The 15,667-nt window shown below is 74.0% G+C and carries 15 protein-coding genes; 12 read left to right on the plus strand and 3 right to left on the minus strand.

Annotation, left to right across the window (positions count from 1 at the left end; all coding sequences use genetic code 11):
• On the minus strand, positions 1-1,338 hold the full coding sequence (locus KG103_RS10855; protein WP_207341118.1) for a glutamine synthetase family protein: 1,338 nt from the start codon (positions 1,336-1,338) through the stop codon (positions 1-3).
• A gap of 164 nt (positions 1,339-1,502) precedes the next feature.
• Here KG103_RS10855 and panB point away from each other — a divergent pair, with 164 nt between their 5' ends.
• Positions 1,503-2,327, plus strand: coding sequence for a 3-methyl-2-oxobutanoate hydroxymethyltransferase (gene panB / locus KG103_RS10860; RefSeq protein ID WP_207341117.1), 825 nt, complete (start codon positions 1,503-1,505; stop codon positions 2,325-2,327).
• 58 nt (positions 2,328-2,385) lie between these two features.
• Here panB and KG103_RS10865 read toward each other — a convergent pair whose 3' ends face one another.
• Positions 2,386-2,571: an SPOR domain-containing protein gene (locus tag KG103_RS10865; protein ID WP_207341116.1), complete on the minus strand. Its 186-nt coding sequence runs from the start codon at positions 2,569-2,571 to the stop codon at positions 2,386-2,388.
• 58 nt (positions 2,572-2,629) lie between these two features.
• On the opposite strand from KG103_RS10865, the gene map reads away from it, so the two are divergent.
• The 4 genes from map to KG103_RS10885 all read left to right on the plus strand — a co-directional run bounded on the left by map (position 2,630) and on the right by KG103_RS10885 (position 6,650).
• Positions 2,630-3,502, plus strand: coding sequence for a type I methionyl aminopeptidase (gene map, locus KG103_RS10870; RefSeq protein ID WP_207341115.1), 873 nt, complete (start codon positions 2,630-2,632; stop codon positions 3,500-3,502).
• Positions 3,499-4,341 carry a polyphosphate--glucose phosphotransferase gene (gene ppgK, locus KG103_RS10875; protein WP_207341114.1) on the plus strand — a complete coding sequence of 281 codons (843 nt, stop codon included), beginning with the start codon at positions 3,499-3,501 and terminating at the stop codon, positions 4,339-4,341. Before map ends, ppgK begins: the two co-directional genes overlap by 4 nt.
• A 175-nt stretch (positions 4,342-4,516) precedes the next feature.
• Positions 4,517-5,614 (plus strand): fatty acid desaturase family protein, encoded by a 1,098-nt coding sequence (locus KG103_RS10880; RefSeq protein WP_207341113.1) that lies wholly within the window; start codon positions 4,517-4,519, stop codon positions 5,612-5,614.
• 127 nt (positions 5,615-5,741) lie between these two features.
• Positions 5,742-6,650, plus strand: coding sequence for a DUF817 domain-containing protein (locus tag KG103_RS10885; RefSeq protein ID WP_249670549.1), 909 nt, complete (start codon positions 5,742-5,744; stop codon positions 6,648-6,650).
• On the opposite strand, the gene KG103_RS10890 is transcribed toward KG103_RS10885, so the two are convergent.
• Entirely contained in the window at positions 6,640-8,088 is a 1,449-nt protein-coding gene (locus tag KG103_RS10890; RefSeq protein ID WP_207341111.1) for a class I adenylate-forming enzyme family protein, read from the minus strand. The genes KG103_RS10885 and KG103_RS10890 overlap by 11 nt on opposite strands.
• A 62-nt stretch (positions 8,089-8,150) precedes the next feature.
• Between KG103_RS10890 and KG103_RS10895 the strand changes: the two genes are divergently transcribed.
• Genes KG103_RS10895 through KG103_RS10925 form a run of 7 tightly spaced genes read left to right on the plus strand, consistent with a single transcriptional unit; the run spans position 8,151 to position 15,658 of the window.
• Complete coding sequence (locus KG103_RS10895; protein WP_207341110.1) at positions 8,151-8,468, plus strand: aromatic amino acid lyase; 318 nt, start codon at positions 8,151-8,153, stop codon at positions 8,466-8,468.
• Complete coding sequence (locus KG103_RS10900; RefSeq protein ID WP_207341109.1) at positions 8,465-10,018, plus strand: NAD(P)-binding domain-containing protein; 1,554 nt, start codon at positions 8,465-8,467, stop codon at positions 10,016-10,018. The genes KG103_RS10895 and KG103_RS10900 overlap by 4 nt, the downstream gene beginning before the upstream one ends.
• Position 10,019: 1 nt before the next feature.
• The gene (locus tag KG103_RS10905; RefSeq protein ID WP_249670550.1) at positions 10,020-11,054 is read left to right on the plus strand and encodes an alpha-hydroxy acid oxidase; all 1,035 of its coding nucleotides are present in this window, start codon (positions 10,020-10,022) and stop codon (positions 11,052-11,054) included.
• On the plus strand, positions 11,051-12,379 hold the full coding sequence (locus KG103_RS10910; protein WP_207341108.1) for a cytochrome P450: 1,329 nt from the start codon (positions 11,051-11,053) through the stop codon (positions 12,377-12,379). The genes KG103_RS10905 and KG103_RS10910 overlap by 4 nt, the downstream gene beginning before the upstream one ends.
• Positions 12,376-13,641, plus strand: a complete 1,266-nt coding sequence (locus KG103_RS10915) for a cation:proton antiporter (protein ID WP_207341107.1) — start codon at positions 12,376-12,378, stop codon at positions 13,639-13,641. Before KG103_RS10910 ends, KG103_RS10915 begins: the two co-directional genes overlap by 4 nt.
• Positions 13,642-13,688: 47 nt before the next feature.
• A complete protein-coding gene (locus KG103_RS10920) occupies positions 13,689-14,357 on the plus strand; it encodes a response regulator transcription factor (protein WP_207341106.1) in 669 nt (222 codons plus the stop codon).
• Entirely contained in the window at positions 14,354-15,658 is a 1,305-nt protein-coding gene (locus KG103_RS10925) for a sensor histidine kinase (RefSeq protein WP_207341105.1), read from the plus strand. The genes KG103_RS10920 and KG103_RS10925 overlap by 4 nt, the downstream gene beginning before the upstream one ends.
• Positions 15,659-15,667: the final 9 nt, after the last annotated feature.

Raw genomic sequence — 15,667 nt, forward strand, 5'->3', positions numbered from 1 at the left:
TCAGATCAGCGGGAGGAAGCGCTGCAGCTCGTACGGGGTGACCTGCGCGCGGTACTCCGCCCACTCCTGGCGCTTGTTGCGCAGGAAGTAGTCGAAGACGTGCTCCCCCAGCGTCTCGGCGACGAGCTCGGAGCGCTGCATGACGTCGATGGCGGCCTCGAGCGACGTGGGCAGCGGCTCGATGCCGAGCGCCTTGCGCTCGGCGTCGGTCAGCTCCCAGACGTCGTCGTCGGCGCCCTCGGGCAGCTCGTACCCCTCCTCGATCCCCTTGAGTCCCGCGGCCAGCAGCACCGCGAAGGAGAGGTACGGGTTGGTGGCCGAGTCCACGGCGCGGTACTCGACGCGGCTCGAGTTGCCCTTGCCGGGCTTGTACATCGGCACCCGCACGAGCGCGGAGCGGTTGTTGTGACCCCAGCAGACGAAGCTCGGCGCCTCCGCGCCGCCCCACAGCCGCTTGTAGGAGTTCACGAACTGGTTGGTCACCGCCGTGATCTCGGCGGCGTGCGTGAGCAGGCCGGCGATGAACGAGCGCGCGACCTTCGACAGCTCGAGCGGGGCGCCCGGCTCGTGGAACGCGTTGCGGTCCCCCTCGAAGAGCGACAGGTGCGTGTGCATGCCGGAGCCCGGCTGGTCCGCCAGCGGCTTGGGCATGAACGACGCGAAGACACCCTGCTCGAGGGCGACCTCCTTCACGACCGTGCGGAAGGTCATGATGTTGTCGGCCGTCGTCAGCGCGTCGGCGTAGCGCAGGTCGATCTCGTTCTGACCCGGGCCGGCCTCGTGGTGGGAGAACTCGACCGAGATGCCCATGGACTCGAGCATCGTGATCGCGCCACGGCGGAAGTCGTGCGCGGTGCCGCGCGGCACGTGGTCGAAGTACCCGCCCTGGTCGACGGGCACCAGCGGACGGCTGGGGTCGGCCGGCGCGTCGAACAGGTAGAACTCGACCTCGGGGTGCGTGTAGAAGGTGAACCCGCGGTCGCTCGCACGGTCGAGCGCACGCTTGAGCACGTACCGCGAGTCGGCCAGCGACGCCTCGCCGTCCGGCGTGAGCAGGTCGCAGAACATGCGTGCCGTGCCGTGCCGCTCCCCCCGCCACGGCAGGATCTGGAAGGTCGACGGATCGGGCTTGGCGATCATGTCCGCCTCGTACACGCGCGTGAGGCCCTCGATCGCGCTGCCGTCGAACCCGATGCCCTCGCTGAACGCCTGCTCGAGCTCCGCCGGCGCGACCGCCACCGACTTGAGCATGCCGAGCACGTCCGTGAACCACAGACGGATGAAGCGGATGTCCCGCTCCTCGACGGTCCGGAGGACGAACTCCTGCTGCCTGTCCATGGCGTACATCCTGCCTGATGACGGGCCGCACCGGTGCGACCGTCACGCGGGTGGACGCCCCGGGTCGTCCGGGCGGTCCCCCGAGGGGCCGGCAGAGGTCCGCGGAACCCGTTCGGGACGGCCCGGCGCGCCCCCGCCGACGGCCTCGCGACTAGGCTCGCGGCATGCCGACCAGTGACGCCCCGACACCGCGCCGCGTGCGCGTCCACCACCTCCAGGCCGCCAAGGAGCGCGGTGAGCGCCTGACGATGCTCACGGCCTACGACGCGCCGACGGCGCGGATCTTCGACGAGGCCGGCGTGGACATGCTGCTGGTCGGCGACTCGATCGGGAACACCATGCACGGGCACACGACGACGCTGCCGGTGACGCTCGACGAGATCGTGGTCGCCGCACGCGCCGTTGCCGGCGCCGTCGAGCGGGCGTTCGTCGTGGCGGACCTGCCCTTCGGCACCTACGAGGCCGGCCCGGAGCAGGCGCTGGCCAGTGCGGTGCGCGTCATGAAGGAGACCGGTGTCTCCGCCGTCAAGCTCGAGGGCGGCCTGCGGTCCGTCCCGCAGATCCGTGCCCTGACACAGGCGGGCATCCCCGTCGTGGCGCACCTGGGGTACACGCCGCAGTCCGAGAACGCGCTGGGGGGCCCGCGGGTGCAGGGTCGGGGCACCGGCGGCGCCGAGCAGGTCAGCGAGGACGCCGTGGCCGTCACGGAGGCCGGCGCGGTCGCGATCGTGCTGGAGATGGTCCCCGCACCGGTCGCCGCCCGGGTCACCGAGGTGGTGCGGGTCCCCACGATCGGGATCGGCGCCGGCCCCGAGTGCGACGGCCAGGTGCTGGTGTGGGTGGACATGGCGGGCATGGGCGACTGGTCACCGCGCTTCGCCAAGCGGTTCGGCGAGGTCGGGCGCGCGCTGGGGGCGGCAGCCCGCGGCTACGTGGACGAGGTCCGCTCGGGGACGTTCCCCGCGGCCGCGCACACGTTCGACGCCTGACGCCCCGGCGCCGGCGCCGTGCGGCCCCCGGCCGCGGCGACGCGGCGCCGGCGCGCCGTCACGAGCGGTCGTCGCCCTCCCAGGCCCGGCCCTCGGCGTCCCAGGACTCGCTGCGCGCCCGCGCCCGCGCCAGCGCGTGCTCGGCCTCCTCGCGGGTCGCGTACGGGCCCATGAGCTGCGCCCAGTCGCTCTGGCGCCCCTCCTCCACCTGGTGCGTCCGGGTGTTGTAGAAGTACTCGGCCACGGCGGCTCCTCTCGTCCCGGCGGGCAGTCCCACCCCGTCGCTACGTAGACTGCCAGTCATGCCGCCGGTCCACCCGCCGCGCACCGCGCTCGTCCCCGGGCAGGTCAGCCCGCGGCGCGCGGTCCCCGCGCACATCGCCCGCCCGGAGTACGTCGACAAGCCGATGCCCACGCCGTGGCGCGGGCCGGACGTGCTGGACCCGGGCACGATCGAGCGCGTGCGGCACGCCGCACGGATCGCCGCGCAGGCGCTGCAGGAGGTCGGGCGGCACGTCGTGCCCGGCGTGACCACCGACGAGCTCGACGCGATCGGCCACGAGTTCCTCGTCGCGCACGACGCGTACCCCTCGACGCTCGGGTACCGCGGGTTCCCCAAGTCGCTGTGCACGTCGGTCAACGAGGTCATCTGCCACGGCATCCCCGACTCCACGGTCGTCGAGGACGGCGACATCGTGAACATCGACGTCACCGCCTACGTCGACGGCGTGCACGGCGACACCAACGCGACCTTCCTCGCCGGCGACGTGGACGAGGAGTCCCGGCTGCTCGTCGAGCGCACGCGCGAGGCCCTGGAGCGCGGCATCAAGGCCGTGCGACCGGGGCGCGAGATCAACGTCATCGGTCGCGTCATCGAGAAGTACGCCGCACGCTTCGGGTACGGCGTGGTGCGCGACTTCACGGGCCACGGCGTGGGCCCCGCGTTCCACACCGGGCTCGTCGTGCCGCACTACGACGCCGCCCCGCAGCACGCCACCCTCATCGAGCCCGGCATGGTCTTCACGATCGAGCCGATGCTGGACCTGGGCACTCCCGACTGGGAGATGTGGGACGACGGCTGGACGGTCGTCACCGCCGACCGCAGCAGGTCGGCACAGTTCGAGCACACCCTGCTGGTCACCGACACCGGAGCGGAGGTGCTGACGCTGCCATGAGCAAGGACGCGAAGCACGAGGACACGAAGCACGGGCACGCGAAGCACGAGGACACGAAGCACGGGCACCCGAAGCACGACGACCCGCCGGTCAGGACGGCCTTCGGCATCGACATCGGGGGCTCGGGCATCAAGGGGGCGCCGGTCGACCTGCGCACCGGGGAGTTCGCGGCCGATCGCGTACGGATCCCCACGCCGCAGCCGGCGACGCCGCAGGCGGTCGCGCGGACCGTCGCCGAGGTCGTCGACTCCTTCCACCTGGACCACGACGTGCCCATCGGTGTCACCTTCCCCGCGGTGATCCTGCACGGCGTCGCCCAGTCCGCCGCCAACGTCGACGACTCCTGGATCGGCACCGACGTGGCCGCGACCGTCGGCGGGGCCACCGGGCGCCCGGTGGTCGCGGTCAACGACGCCGACGCGGCCGGCTACGCGGAGGTCGTCTACGGGGCCGCCCGCGACGTGCCCGGCGTGGTGCTCGTCGTGACGCTCGGGACCGGCATCGGCTCGGCGCTCGTCGTCGACGGGGTGCTGGTGCCCAACACGGAGCTCGGCCACCTCGAGATCGACGGCTACGACGCGGAGTCGCGCGCCTCGGACGCGGCGCGCGACCGCGAGGGCCTGTCGTTCGAGCAGTGGGCGAAGCGTCTGCAGCGGTACTTCTCGGTCGTCGAGGACCTGTTCTGGCCCGACCTGATCGTCGTCGGCGGCGGCGTGAGCAAGAAGCACCAGCAGTTCCTGCCGCTGCTGGACCTGCGCACCCCGATCGTGCCCGCCGGTCTGCGCAACGCCGCCGGCATCGTGGGCGCCGCACGCCTCGCGGCCGCGCAGCGCCGCTGAGAGCGGCGGCGGGAGACGGACGGCCCGTCGGCCGGACGCACCCAGGTCGTGCGCGGGAGACTGGTCGACGGTCACGCGAGACAGCGAACCTACGGTGCCGTAGGGTAGGGCCATCCGCACCACGAGCACCCGCTCCCCCCACGGCTGGGAAGTCGATCCGAGCCCTGGAGGTCATGTGGCTCCTGCATCCGTACCTGCGCCCCCTGCCCCGACGCGTCCCCGTCAGGCGGCCGCCACCGGCAGCTATCACGAGCTGTCCGCACAGGTGCGTGAGGCAGGACTTCTCGACCGCACCCCCGGCTTCTACTTCTCCCTGCTCGCCGCGCTGACGACCGCCCTGGCGGGTCTCGTCGCCGGCTTCGTGCTGCTGGGCCACTCCTGGTTCCAGCTCCTCATCGCCGCGGGCCTCGGCCTGGTGCTGACCCAGTTCGCGTTCGTCGCGCACGAGGCGTCGCACCGTCAGGTCCTGCTCACGGGCCCGGCCAACGACCGGCTCGGCCGGATCCTCGCCAACGGCGTCGTCGGGATCAGCCACTCGTGGTGGATGACCAAGCACACGCGGCACCATGCCAACCCCAACCGGGTCGGCAAGGACCCCGACATCGAGTGGGACACCGTCTCCTTCCTCGAGGAGGACGCCGCCAAGCAGCGCGGCCTCATGGCGGCGATCACGCGCCGGCAGGGCTGGCTGTTCTTCCCGCTGCTGACGCTCGAGGGTGTCAACCTGCACATCCTGGCCTTCAAGAGCCTCCTGGCCTCCCCCCGCTCGCGTGCACGCACGCTCGAGCTCGTGATCCTCACCGCCCGGCTGGGCATCTACGTGGCGCTGGTCGTCTGGGCACTGCCGCTCGGCATGGCCGCCGCGTTCCTCGCCGTCCAGCTCGCCGTGTTCGGCGTGTACATGGGTGCGTCGTTCGCGCCCAACCACAAGGGCATGGCGATCATCCCCGCCGACAGCCGTCTGGACTTCCTGTCCAAGCAGGTGCTCACGTCGCGCAACATCGGGGGCGGTACCACCGTCACGATGCTCATGGGCGGCCTGGACGCGCAGATCGAGCACCACCTGTTCCCGAGCATGCCGCGGCCGCACCTGGCCCGCGCCCGTCGCATGGTGCGCGAGCACTGCGCGCAGGTCGGCATGCCGTACACCGAGACCTCGCTGGTCCGCAGCTACCTGCTGGTGGTCCAGTACCTCAACCGCGTCGGCCTGTCGGCCCGCGACCCCTTCGACTGCCCCATGGTCCAGCGGTACCGGGCGCGCTCCACGCGCTGACCCAGCGGAACGGCCGACCTGTGCGGCACCCGACCGTGCGTGCCACACAGGATCTGCACAGGTCCCCCCGCGAACCCGTCCACGGCCGACGCCCGTCCCACCGCAGCGCAGCGGTGGGATGGGCGTCGTGCTGCGAGACCTGCGCCTCACCCTGCCGCGCGCCGGTGCGCGCGAGCTCACCGTCGTCGAGGAACGTGTCGACGCCTGGGCTCGCGCCCGCCTCGCACGGCTGCGCGGCCGCCGGGTCCGCACCGGCCTGGTCGAGCTCACCGTGTTCACCCTCAAGCAGGGCTGGGCGTGCCTGTTCGGCGCCCTGCTGCTCGCGCTGCTCCTCGCGGCGCGGTTCTGGTACCCGGACGACGCCTGGCTCGCGCGCAACGACGCCCTGACGGTCGCGGCGCTCGTCCTGCAGGCGGGGATGCTCCTCACGCGTCTGGAGACCGTCCGGGAGCTGCGGGTGGTGCTGCTGTTCCACGTCGTCGGCACCGCCATGGAGGTGTTCAAGACCGACGCGGGGTCCTGGTCCTACGCCGCCGAGGGCGTGCTGCGGGTCGGGGCGGTGCCCCTGTTCTCCGGCTTCATGTACGGTGCCGTCGGCTCGTACCTCGTGCGGGTGTTCCGCATCTTCGAGCTGCGCTTCGACCGGTACCCCCGCCGCTGGGTGACGGCGGTGCTGGCCGTGGCGGTCTACGCCAACTTCTTCACGCACCACTGGGTCGCGGACGCCCGGTGGGTGCTGGTGGCCGCGGTCGTCCTGGTGTTCGGCCGCAGCGTGATGCACCTGCGCGTGCACGCCGCCCGACCACGGATGCCCGTGCTGCTCGCGTTCACCCTGGTGGCGGGGTTCATCTGGCTGGCGGAGAACGTCGCCACGTTCGCCGGCGCGTGGCTGTACCCGTCGCAGGTCGACGGCTGGCACGTCGTCGGCGGCAGCAAGCTCGTCTCGTGGTTCCTGCTGATGATCATCTCGGTCGTCCTCGTGACCTGGGTGCACCCGCCGCAGGCGCCCGACCCGGTGGGCGACGTCACGACCTGACGAGCGGCTCGACCAGCGCGCGCTTGTCGGGCTTGCCGCTCGGCGCGAGCGGGACGTGCTCGACGACGTGCACCCCCTGCGGGACGGCGACCACGCCGAGCGCGTGCGCCACGCGTCGGCGCAGCTCCTCGACGTCGGGGCGACGCCCGTGCGCCGGGACGACCCACGCGTGCACGGCCTCCCCGGTGAGGTCGTCCGGCCGGGCGACGACGTACGCCTCCGCGACCGCCGGGTCCTGCTCGAGGACCCGCTCGACGGCCCCGGCGTGGACGATCTGCGCGTCGACGATGACGACGTCCCGTGCACGGCCCCGCAGGTGCAGGTACCCGTCCGTGTCGACCTCGCCGAGGTCGCGCGTGCGCACCCAGCCGTCGACGAACACCTGCGCGGTCTCGACGGGGTCGTCCCAGTAGCCCGCGGCCTGGCACGGGGTGCGGACCCACACCTCGCCGTCGCGCACCCGCACGTCGACCTGCGCCGGTGGACGCCCCACCGTGGTGAGCACGGCCGGGGACCGCATCTCCTCGGGCGCGACCATCGCGATCATGCCGGTCTCGGTCTGCCCGTAGCCGTGGAAGACGACGGGCCCCAGGACGTCGAGCGCCTCGGCCAGCCGTGACGGCGCGAGCGGGGACCCGGACACCAGCAGCGCCCGCAGGGTCGACAGGTCGGCGGGGTCCTCGCGCTGCGCGCGCACGAGCTGGTGGAGCCGTCCGACGGTGATGACGCCGGCGGTCGCCCGGTGCCGCACGATCGCGTCGGGGTAGCCCGGCGGTCGCGCCGCGACGAGGACGCCACCGGCGGTGAGCGCCAGCACGCTGTACTCGAGCATCACGTGGCTGCTCAGCGTCCCGAGGACCAGGAAGCGGGCGAGCCGCGGCGCCAGCGCCGCGACCGCGGCGGGCCAGCGCTCCGGGAACGGCACCCACGCGCCGCTCATCGCGGCGTAGGTCTGCGCGCAGCCCTTGGGCCGGCCGCTCGTCCCGCTGGTCCAGGTGATCCGCGCGACGTCGCCCGGCCGTCCGGCCGCGACGACCGGACCGTGCGGTGCTGACGTGAGGAGGTCGGACAGGCGGGCCTCGTCGACGACGACGGTGACGTCGGCGCGCGTGAGCAGGTCCGCGCGCTGCGCGGGCGCGAGCCCGGGCGGGACGCCGCACACGCGGGCGCCGACGGCGAAGGCGGCCACGGTGGCGGCGAACGCCTCGGGCGTCACGCCGAGGTCGAGGGCCACACCCGCACCCGGTCCCGCTCCGGCGGCGCGCAGGCCCGCGGCCACGCGTGCCACCGCGTGCGCCATCTCCCCCGCCGTCACGACCCGGTCCCCGTCCTCGAAGACCGGACGTCCCGGGTCACGGGCGAGCAGGTCGAGCACCGGCTGCGGCCACAGCACCGCAGGGCCGGCACCCCGGTCGACGTCGTGCGCGTCGGGCGTCATGGCCCGACCGTAGGGTGACGCATCTCACACCGCTCTGAGATCGCGTCCCTACCGTCGGGGGCATGGAAGCCCGTGCCGCGCTGACGACCCGCGTCGATCTCGCCGCCCCTCTGCGGACCCGTGACCTGCTCGCGGCGTCCGCCGGCCCGGTCGACGTGGTCGTCCCGCCCGAGGCACGCGAGCGCACCGGCGCGGCACGGGCCCTCCTCGACGCCGCCGTGGCGGCCGACCGCACGGTCTACGGCCGCACGACGGGCTTCGGCGCGCTGGTCGGGTTCGCCGGCAGAACCGACGGCCGTGACCAGGCGGACAACACGCTCGCGCACGTGCGCACCTGCGCGCGCGTCGTCCTCACCACCGACCCGGAGGCCCGACCGTGACCCTCGACCACCTCGTCATCGGAGCCGGGCCTGCCGGCCTGCAGCTCGGCGCGCTGCTGGAGGCCGACGGCCGCCGCGACTACCTCGTCGTCGAGCGCGCCGACGCCGCCGGCTCGTTCTTCACGCGGTACCCGCGGCACCGCCGCCTCATCTCGATCAACAAGCCGCGCACCGGCAGCGACGACCCGGAGCTGAACCTGCGGTTCGACTGGAACTCGCTGCTCAGCGACGACCCCGACCTGCGCTTCACGCGCTACACGGACCGGTACTTCCCGGACGCGGACGTGATGGTGCAGTACCTCGCGGACTTCGCCGAGCGCACCAAGGTGCGGGTGCGGTACGGCGCACCCGTGTGGCGGGTGTCGCGGCGCGGCGACCTGTTCGACGTGCGGGTGGGCGACGACGTCCTGACGGCCCGCTCGGTCGTCGTCGCGACGGGCGTCAGCCGGCTGCACCGCCCCGCGATCCCCGGGTTCGAGCTGGTCGAGGGGTACGACACGATGCCCGTGGATCCCGACGACTACCTCGACCAGCGCGTGCTCGTCATCGGCAAGGGCAACTCGGGGTTCGAGACGGCCGACGCGCTCATGGAGACGACCACGCTCATCCACCTCGCGGGCCCGGACTCCGTCCGGCTCGCGTGGCGCACCCACTACGTGGGGAACCTGCGCGCGGTCAACAACAACTTCCTCGACACGTACCAGCTCAAGTCCGCCAACGCGGTGCTCGACGGCACGATCGAGCGCATCGAGCGCGACGACGACGGCCTGGCCGTGACGTTCCGCTTCGCCCGGGCCGACGAGACCCGTGTGCTCCACTACGACCGGGTGCTCGCGTGCACCGGGTTCGCGTTCGACCCCACCGTGTTCGACGACTCGTGCCGGCCCGCGCTCGCGATCGGCGGCCGGTTCCCCGCGCAGACCGACGAGTGGGAGTCCGTCGACGTGCCGGGCCTCTTCTTCGCCGGGACCCTCAGCCAGCAGCGTGACTTCAAGCACTCCACCAACGGGTTCGTCCACGGGTTCCGGTACGCCACGCGGGCCCTGCACCGCATCCTCGAGCGGCGGTACGCCGACGAGCCGTGGCCCTCGCTGCCCGTCGACGCGACGCCCGAGGCGATCGCCGCCGCCGTGGTCGAGCGGGTCAACAGGTCCTCGGCCCTGTGGCAGCAGTTCGGTGTCCTGGCGGACGTCGTCGCCGTCACGGACGGCACCGCCCGGTACCACGAGGAGGTGCCCGTCGCCTACCACGCGCGCGTGGGGCTGGGACCCGACGGTCACGACGACGACGCGTTCGTCGTGACCCTCGAGTACGGGCCGGACCACGACAAGGTCGACCCGTTCGACATCGGTGTGCAGCGCATCGCGCAGGACCGGCCCGGCGTCGCGCACGACGCGGCGTACCTGCACCCGGTGGTCCGCCACCACCGCCGCGGGCAGCTCGTCGCGACGCACCACCTGGCGGAGAACCTCGAGAACCGGTGGGACCGGCCCGACGCCCACGTGGCCCCGCTCGAGGGCTTCGTGGCCGGTGCGCTGGCGGGACGCTGACGTGCCCGGACCGCTGCGGGAGGCCGAGCGCGGTGCCCGGGCCGTCCTGGACCCCGTGCACTTCGACTACCTCGCCGGCGGCGCCGGCGAGGAGCGCACCCTGACGGACAACGAGGAGGCGTTCGCCCGCCGCCGGGTGGTGCCGCGCGTGCTGCGCGGCCCGGGCGGCACCGACCTGACCACGGACCTGTGCGGGGTGCGGCTCGCCGCACCGGTCGTGGTCGCGCCGACGGCGTTCCACCGTCTGGCGCACCCGGACGGCGAGGCCGCGACCGCACGCGGGGTGCGCGCGGCCGGCGGGCTGCTCACCGTGAGCACGATGTCGACCGTCGCGGTCGAGGACGTCGCCGCGACCGGCGCGACCACCTGGTTCCAGCTGTACGTGCAGCCGGACCGGGCGTTCACGGCGGCGCTCGTCGCCCGCGCGGAGGCCGCCGGTTGCCGCGCCCTGGTCCTCACCGTGGACTCCCCGGTGCGCGGTCGCCACGCGCGCGACGCGCGGCACGGTTTCACCGACCTGCCCGCCGGTCTGGTGTGCGAGAACCTCCGGGACGCCGACGGGCGGGTGCGCGACCTGGTCGTCGACCCGGACCTCGGGTGGGACGCCGTGGCGTGGCTGCGCGCCACCACGACCCTGCCCGTGCTGGTCAAGGGCGTGCTGCACCCCGCCGACGCGCGGCTGGCCGTCGAGCACGGCGTCGACGGCGTCGTGGTCTCCAACCACGGCGGCCGCCAGCTCGACGGCGCCGTCAGCTCGCTCGACGCGCTGCCCGGCGTGGTCGCCGCCGTCGACGGGCGCGTGCCGGTGCTGCTCGACGGCGGGGTGCGACGCGGGGTCGACGTGCTCGTGGCGCTCGCCACGGGTGCGGACGCCGTGATGGTCGGCCGCCCCGTGCTGTGGGGGCTGGCGCAGGGCGGGGCGGACGGGGTCCGGTCGGTGCTCACGGAGCTCGTCGACGAGCTCGCCCACGCCATGGCGCTCGTCGGGGCGCACCGGCCGCGGGACCTCACCCCCGACCTGGTGACGGTCCCGTGACGACCGGGGTCGCGGTGCTCGCCGCGGCGGTGGCGCTCTGGACGCTGCCGGGGTGGCTGCCGCGCGCCGTCGTGCGCCTGCGCGAGCGCGTGTTCGCGTGGGTCAACGGCGCGGAGGGCATCCCCGTGCCGGGCCCGCTGGTCGGCGCGGAGCACTTCGAGGCGGTGTACTCCCACCCCGCCGCGGACGGGCGCAGCGCCGGCGCCGGCCTGTCGGACCTGTTCTGGTACTGGCTGGCACCCGGGGCGCACATGCACCAGGAGCACCTGGAGCCCGGCGAGCGCTACCGGACCGTCGCCCGCACGACGCGCCAGGTCCTGGCGGTGCGGCACGAGCGCAGCGACGAGCTCGCGACCGCGGCCGTCCGCCGCGCGCTGGACGCCCTGCCGGCGGACCGCACGACCCGGGTGCGGCTGCGCGACCTGCTGATGCCCGTGTGGGCCGAGGTCTACCACGAGCTGGTCTTCGCCGAGCCGTGCCCGCGTGACGCCCGGGACCTCGTGGTCGCCAACGCCGACGACGTCGTCACGGCCCTCAAGTGCACCGGGCTGCGCCACCTGGACCGACGCGACCGGCTCACCGCGTACCTGCGGGACCGGGTCGAGGCGGGCACGTGCCCGGTGGTGCTGCCGCCGCCGTTCACCGCGCAGGAGACCGCCTGGTACCTGCAGGGCGCGTTCTTCAACACCGCGGTCGTGCAGATGTCGGAGGCCGCCGCGCACGTCCTGCTCTGCGCGGGCGCGTACGGGCCGGCACGTGGTCAGGTCGACGACGACGAGGCGCTGGACCGGATCGTCGACGAGACGCTGCGGGTGCACCCGCTGTTCGGCATCGCGCACCGCATCACGTCCGCGCCGATCGACGTCGGCGACGCGACGCTGCCGACGGGCTCGGTGCTGCTGTTCAACTACCTCGCGTACCAGCGCACCGGCACCGCGCCGGACGACACGTTCGACCCCGAGCGCTGGCGGACCCTGCGCCCGCGCGACGCGCACTTCATCCCGTTCGGCGTCACCGCCAACCGGGCCTGCCCCGCGCGCGGGTCGGCGCCCGTCATGCTGCGCGCCGTGCTGCGGGGGTTTCGCCGCTACGACGTGACGTCGAGCGCCGCGCACACGCGGTCGATGCCGAACCGCGGCCCCGCCTACCTCACCCCGGCCGGCGCACCCGGACCGGGCCGGGCGCGGCTGGCCGCGATGCGGCTGGCCGACCGGTGGGCCGACGTCGGACGGTCCGTGCAGCAGCTCGTGCTCGGCACCGTCATGGTCCTCGACGCCCGTCGACGCCGTCCCTGCACCACCTACTTCCGGGAGGTCCGCGCATGACACCGGTCGAGCTCGCGCCCCGCTTCTTCCTCGCGGTGGTCGTCATCCTGCTCGTGTGCCGCGGCGTGTCGTGGCTGCTGGGCCGCGTCGGCCAGCCACCCGTCGTCGGCGAGATGGTCGCCGGGGTGCTCCTCGGCCCGTCCCTGCTGGGCCTGTTCCTGCCGGGCGTGCAGGACTCGCTGTTCCCCGACGACCTGCGGCCCGTGCTGTACGTGGTCGGCCAGGTGGGCCTCGTGCTGCTGATGTTCCACGCCGGGCACGCGTTCACCACGAGCCGCTCCGACGGCCTGGCCCGCACGGCGGCGGCCGTTTCGCTCGCGGGCGTCACCGGGCCGCTGGTCCTGGGCGTCGCGCTCGTGCTGCTGGCCGCGGGTCACGTCCCGCTGCAGTCGGACGGCGTCCCGGTGGGTGTCGTCGCCGCGTTCGTGGGGGTGGCGCTGGCGATCACGGCGTTCCCGATGCTCGCGCGGATCATCACCGAGCGGGGGCAGGCCGGCACCCGCCACGGGACGATCGCGCTCGCGAGCGGTGCGGTGGACGACGTCGTCGCCTGGGTGCTGCTGGCGGTGGTGCTGGCCGTGGCGACCGGCAGCCCGGGGCCGGCGCTGCTGACCGTCGGGGGTGCGCTCGTGTTCGTGGCCGTGGTGGTGTTCGTGGCCCGTCCCGGCATGCGCCGCCTCATGGGGAGCCCGCGCGTGGACGACGGCACGCGCCTGCTCGGCACCGTGGCCGTCCTGTTCGGCGCGGCGTGGTTCACCGACGAGATCGGGCTGTACGCGGTGTTCGGCGCCTTCGCGCTCGGCCTCGCCCTCCCGCGGGTGCCCGCCGCCGACCGCGTCGTGGGCGCCCTCACGCCGGTGACCGGTGTGCTCGTCCCGCTGTTCTTCACGTACTCCGGCCTGCACACGCAGTTCGGGCTGTTCACGGACCCGACGGTGCTCCTGTTCGCCGTGGCGTGCGTGGTCCTGGCGATCGCGGGGAAGTTCGGCGCCTGCTGGGCCGCGGCACGGCGCCGTGGCGAGCCGCAGGGCGTCGCGCTGCGCGTCGCGTCCCTCATGAACGCCCGCGGGCTGATGCAGCTCATCGCGCTGAACATCGGCCTGGAGGCGGGCATCGTGGGTCCTGCCCTGTTCACCGTCCTCGTGCTGGTCGCGCTCGTCACCACGGTCATGACCAGCCCGCTGCTGTCCTGGGTCGAGCGCCGTCACCCTCTCGTGGAACCCGCGCCCGCCGCGGCGGAGGCCGAGCGGGTGACATCGTGACCACGGAAGTGTTACTCAAGTCACATCAGATGTGCCATTGTCAGGACATGTCAGGACGACCCCACCGGCTCCTCGTCGTCGAGGACGACCGCGAGCTCAACGACATGCTGGCCGAGACCCTGACCGACGAGGGGTACCTCGTCGACCAGGCGCGCGACGGCCACCGGGCGCTGCACCTCGGCCTGACCCGCCCCTACGACGTCCTCGTCGTCGACCGCCGGCTGCCCGCCGTGGACGGCCTGGACCTGCTGCGGCGGCTACGGTCGCACGCCGTCGGCGCCCGGGCGCTGGTGCTCACCGCGCTGGGCACGGTGGCCGACAGGGTCGCCGGCCTCGACGCCGGCGCCGACGACTACCTCGTCAAGCCGTTCGAGCTCGACGAGCTCAGCGCCCGCATCCGCGCGCTGTGCCGCCGTGTCGACGAGGCCGACACCCACCTGCCGGTCGGCGAGGCGTCGCTCGACCTCGTGACCCGGCAGGTCGTCCTGCCCGGCGGGCGGTGCGTCGACCTCTCGACGCGTGAGCACGCGCTCCTGCGCACGCTCGCGGAGCGTCCACGCAGCGTGCACACGCGCGCGGAGCTGCGCCGCGTGGTGTTCCAGGACACCGAGGCCGCGTCGATCGTCGACACCTACGTGTACTACCTGCGCCGCAAGCTCGGACGCGACGCGGTGCGCACGGTCCGCGGCGCCGGCTACCGCCTGGGCACGCTGTGAACCCGCCGACGACCGAGGACCGCGTCCTGCGGCGGGCGCGCCTGCGCATCGGCGCCCTGGTCGGCCTCGTCATCGCGGTGCTGCTCGCCCTGGCCGGGGCCATCTCGTACGGGTTGCTGCTGCACAGCCAGGAGCGCCAGATCGACGGCGAGCTCGCGTGGGGCGTCGAGCACGGCACCATCGCCGGCCCGCCCGCGTGCAGCTGGATCATCACGTACGACGGCACCGCCGTGGACAGCGGCGTCGCCGCCCCGCCGGACGGCTTCCCGCTCACCGACGCGCTGCGCGAGGTGCACGCGACCGGTGTGGCCCAGGACACCCGCGTCGTGCAGGACGGGACCGTCTACTTCGTGCGCACCGCGCAGCAGGGCGACCACGTCGTGCAGGCCGTCTTCGACGCCCGGTTCCAGCTCGCCGACCGCCGGCACCTGCTCATCGCGTTCGGCGTCGCGGCCGCTGCGGGCGCACTCGCGGCCGTCGTCAGCGGCGTGGTCGTCGGACGGCGCGCCGTCGCCCCGCTGGCCGAGGCCCTGCAGCGGCAACGGCGGTTCGTCGCCGACGCCAGCCACGAGCTGCGCACGCCGATCGCCCAGGTGCACGCCCGCGCCCAGCTGCTCGAACGCCGCGCCCGCGCCGCGGACGACGACGCCCAGGCGGGCGACCTCGACCGGCTCGTCGTCACGACCCGGCGCCTCGGGGAGATCGTCGACGAGCTGCTCCTGTCCGCCAGGCTCACGGCCGCGCAGGACACGGCCACGACGCGCCCGGACAGCACCCACGTCGACCTCGCCGCCCTGGTCGAGGAGGCGGTCGCGAACGACACGGCGCGCGCCGCCGCGCAGGGGGTGAGCGTCGTCGCGCTCACGGACGACGTGCCGTACGTGCTCGGCGTCGCGTCCGCCCTGCGCCGTGTCGTCGCCGAGCTCCTGAGCAACGCGTTGTCGCACACCCCGCCGGGCGGTCGCGTCACGGTCGGTGCGCGTGCGGTGGAGCAGGGCCGCGTCGTGGAGGTGGTGGTGAGCGACACCGGACCGGGTGTCGACCCCGCGGAGGCCGAGCGCATCTTCGACCGGTTCCACCGGGGCGCGGGAGCCGACGACCGGCGCTTCGGGCTCGGGCTCGCGCTGCTGCGCGAGGTGGTGACGAGCCACGGCGGCACGATCCGCGCCGTCACCGACCGCGGGCGGGGTGCGACGTTCGCGGTGCGGCTCCCCGGCGCCGGGACCGTGCCGGCCGCCGGCGGCGGGCCGCAGGACGCCGGGGCGGTGCGGGGCGGCAGCGTGGTGCCCGTCGGTCGATGAGCACCACCC

Origin of the sequence: Cellulomonas wangleii (assembly GCF_018388445.1) — a bacterium.
Lineage (GTDB): Bacteria > Actinomycetota > Actinomycetes > Actinomycetales > Cellulomonadaceae > Cellulomonas > Cellulomonas wangleii.

What these genes read in the sequence shown, in the direction of transcription:
- KG103_RS10855 (WP_207341118.1), bottom strand. Translation starts at nt 1,338, where the DNA reads ATGGACAGGCAGCAGGAGTTCGTCCTCCGGACCGTCGAGGAGCGGGAC.
- panB (WP_207341117.1), top strand. Translation starts at nt 1,503, where the DNA reads ATGCCGACCAGTGACGCCCCGACACCGCGCCGCGTGCGCGTCCACCAC.
- map (WP_207341115.1), top strand. Translation starts at nt 2,630, where the DNA reads ATGCCGCCGGTCCACCCGCCGCGCACCGCGCTCGTCCCCGGGCAGGTC.
- ppgK (WP_207341114.1), top strand. Translation starts at nt 3,499, where the DNA reads ATGAGCAAGGACGCGAAGCACGAGGACACGAAGCACGGGCACGCGAAG.
- KG103_RS10890 (WP_207341111.1), bottom strand. Translation starts at nt 8,088, where the DNA reads ATGACGCCCGACGCGCACGACGTCGACCGGGGTGCCGGCCCTGCGGTG.
- KG103_RS10895 (WP_207341110.1), top strand. Translation starts at nt 8,151, where the DNA reads ATGGAAGCCCGTGCCGCGCTGACGACCCGCGTCGATCTCGCCGCCCCT.
- KG103_RS10915 (WP_207341107.1), top strand. Translation starts at nt 12,376, where the DNA reads ATGACACCGGTCGAGCTCGCGCCCCGCTTCTTCCTCGCGGTGGTCGTC.
- KG103_RS10920 (WP_207341106.1), top strand. Translation starts at nt 13,689, where the DNA reads ATGTCAGGACGACCCCACCGGCTCCTCGTCGTCGAGGACGACCGCGAG.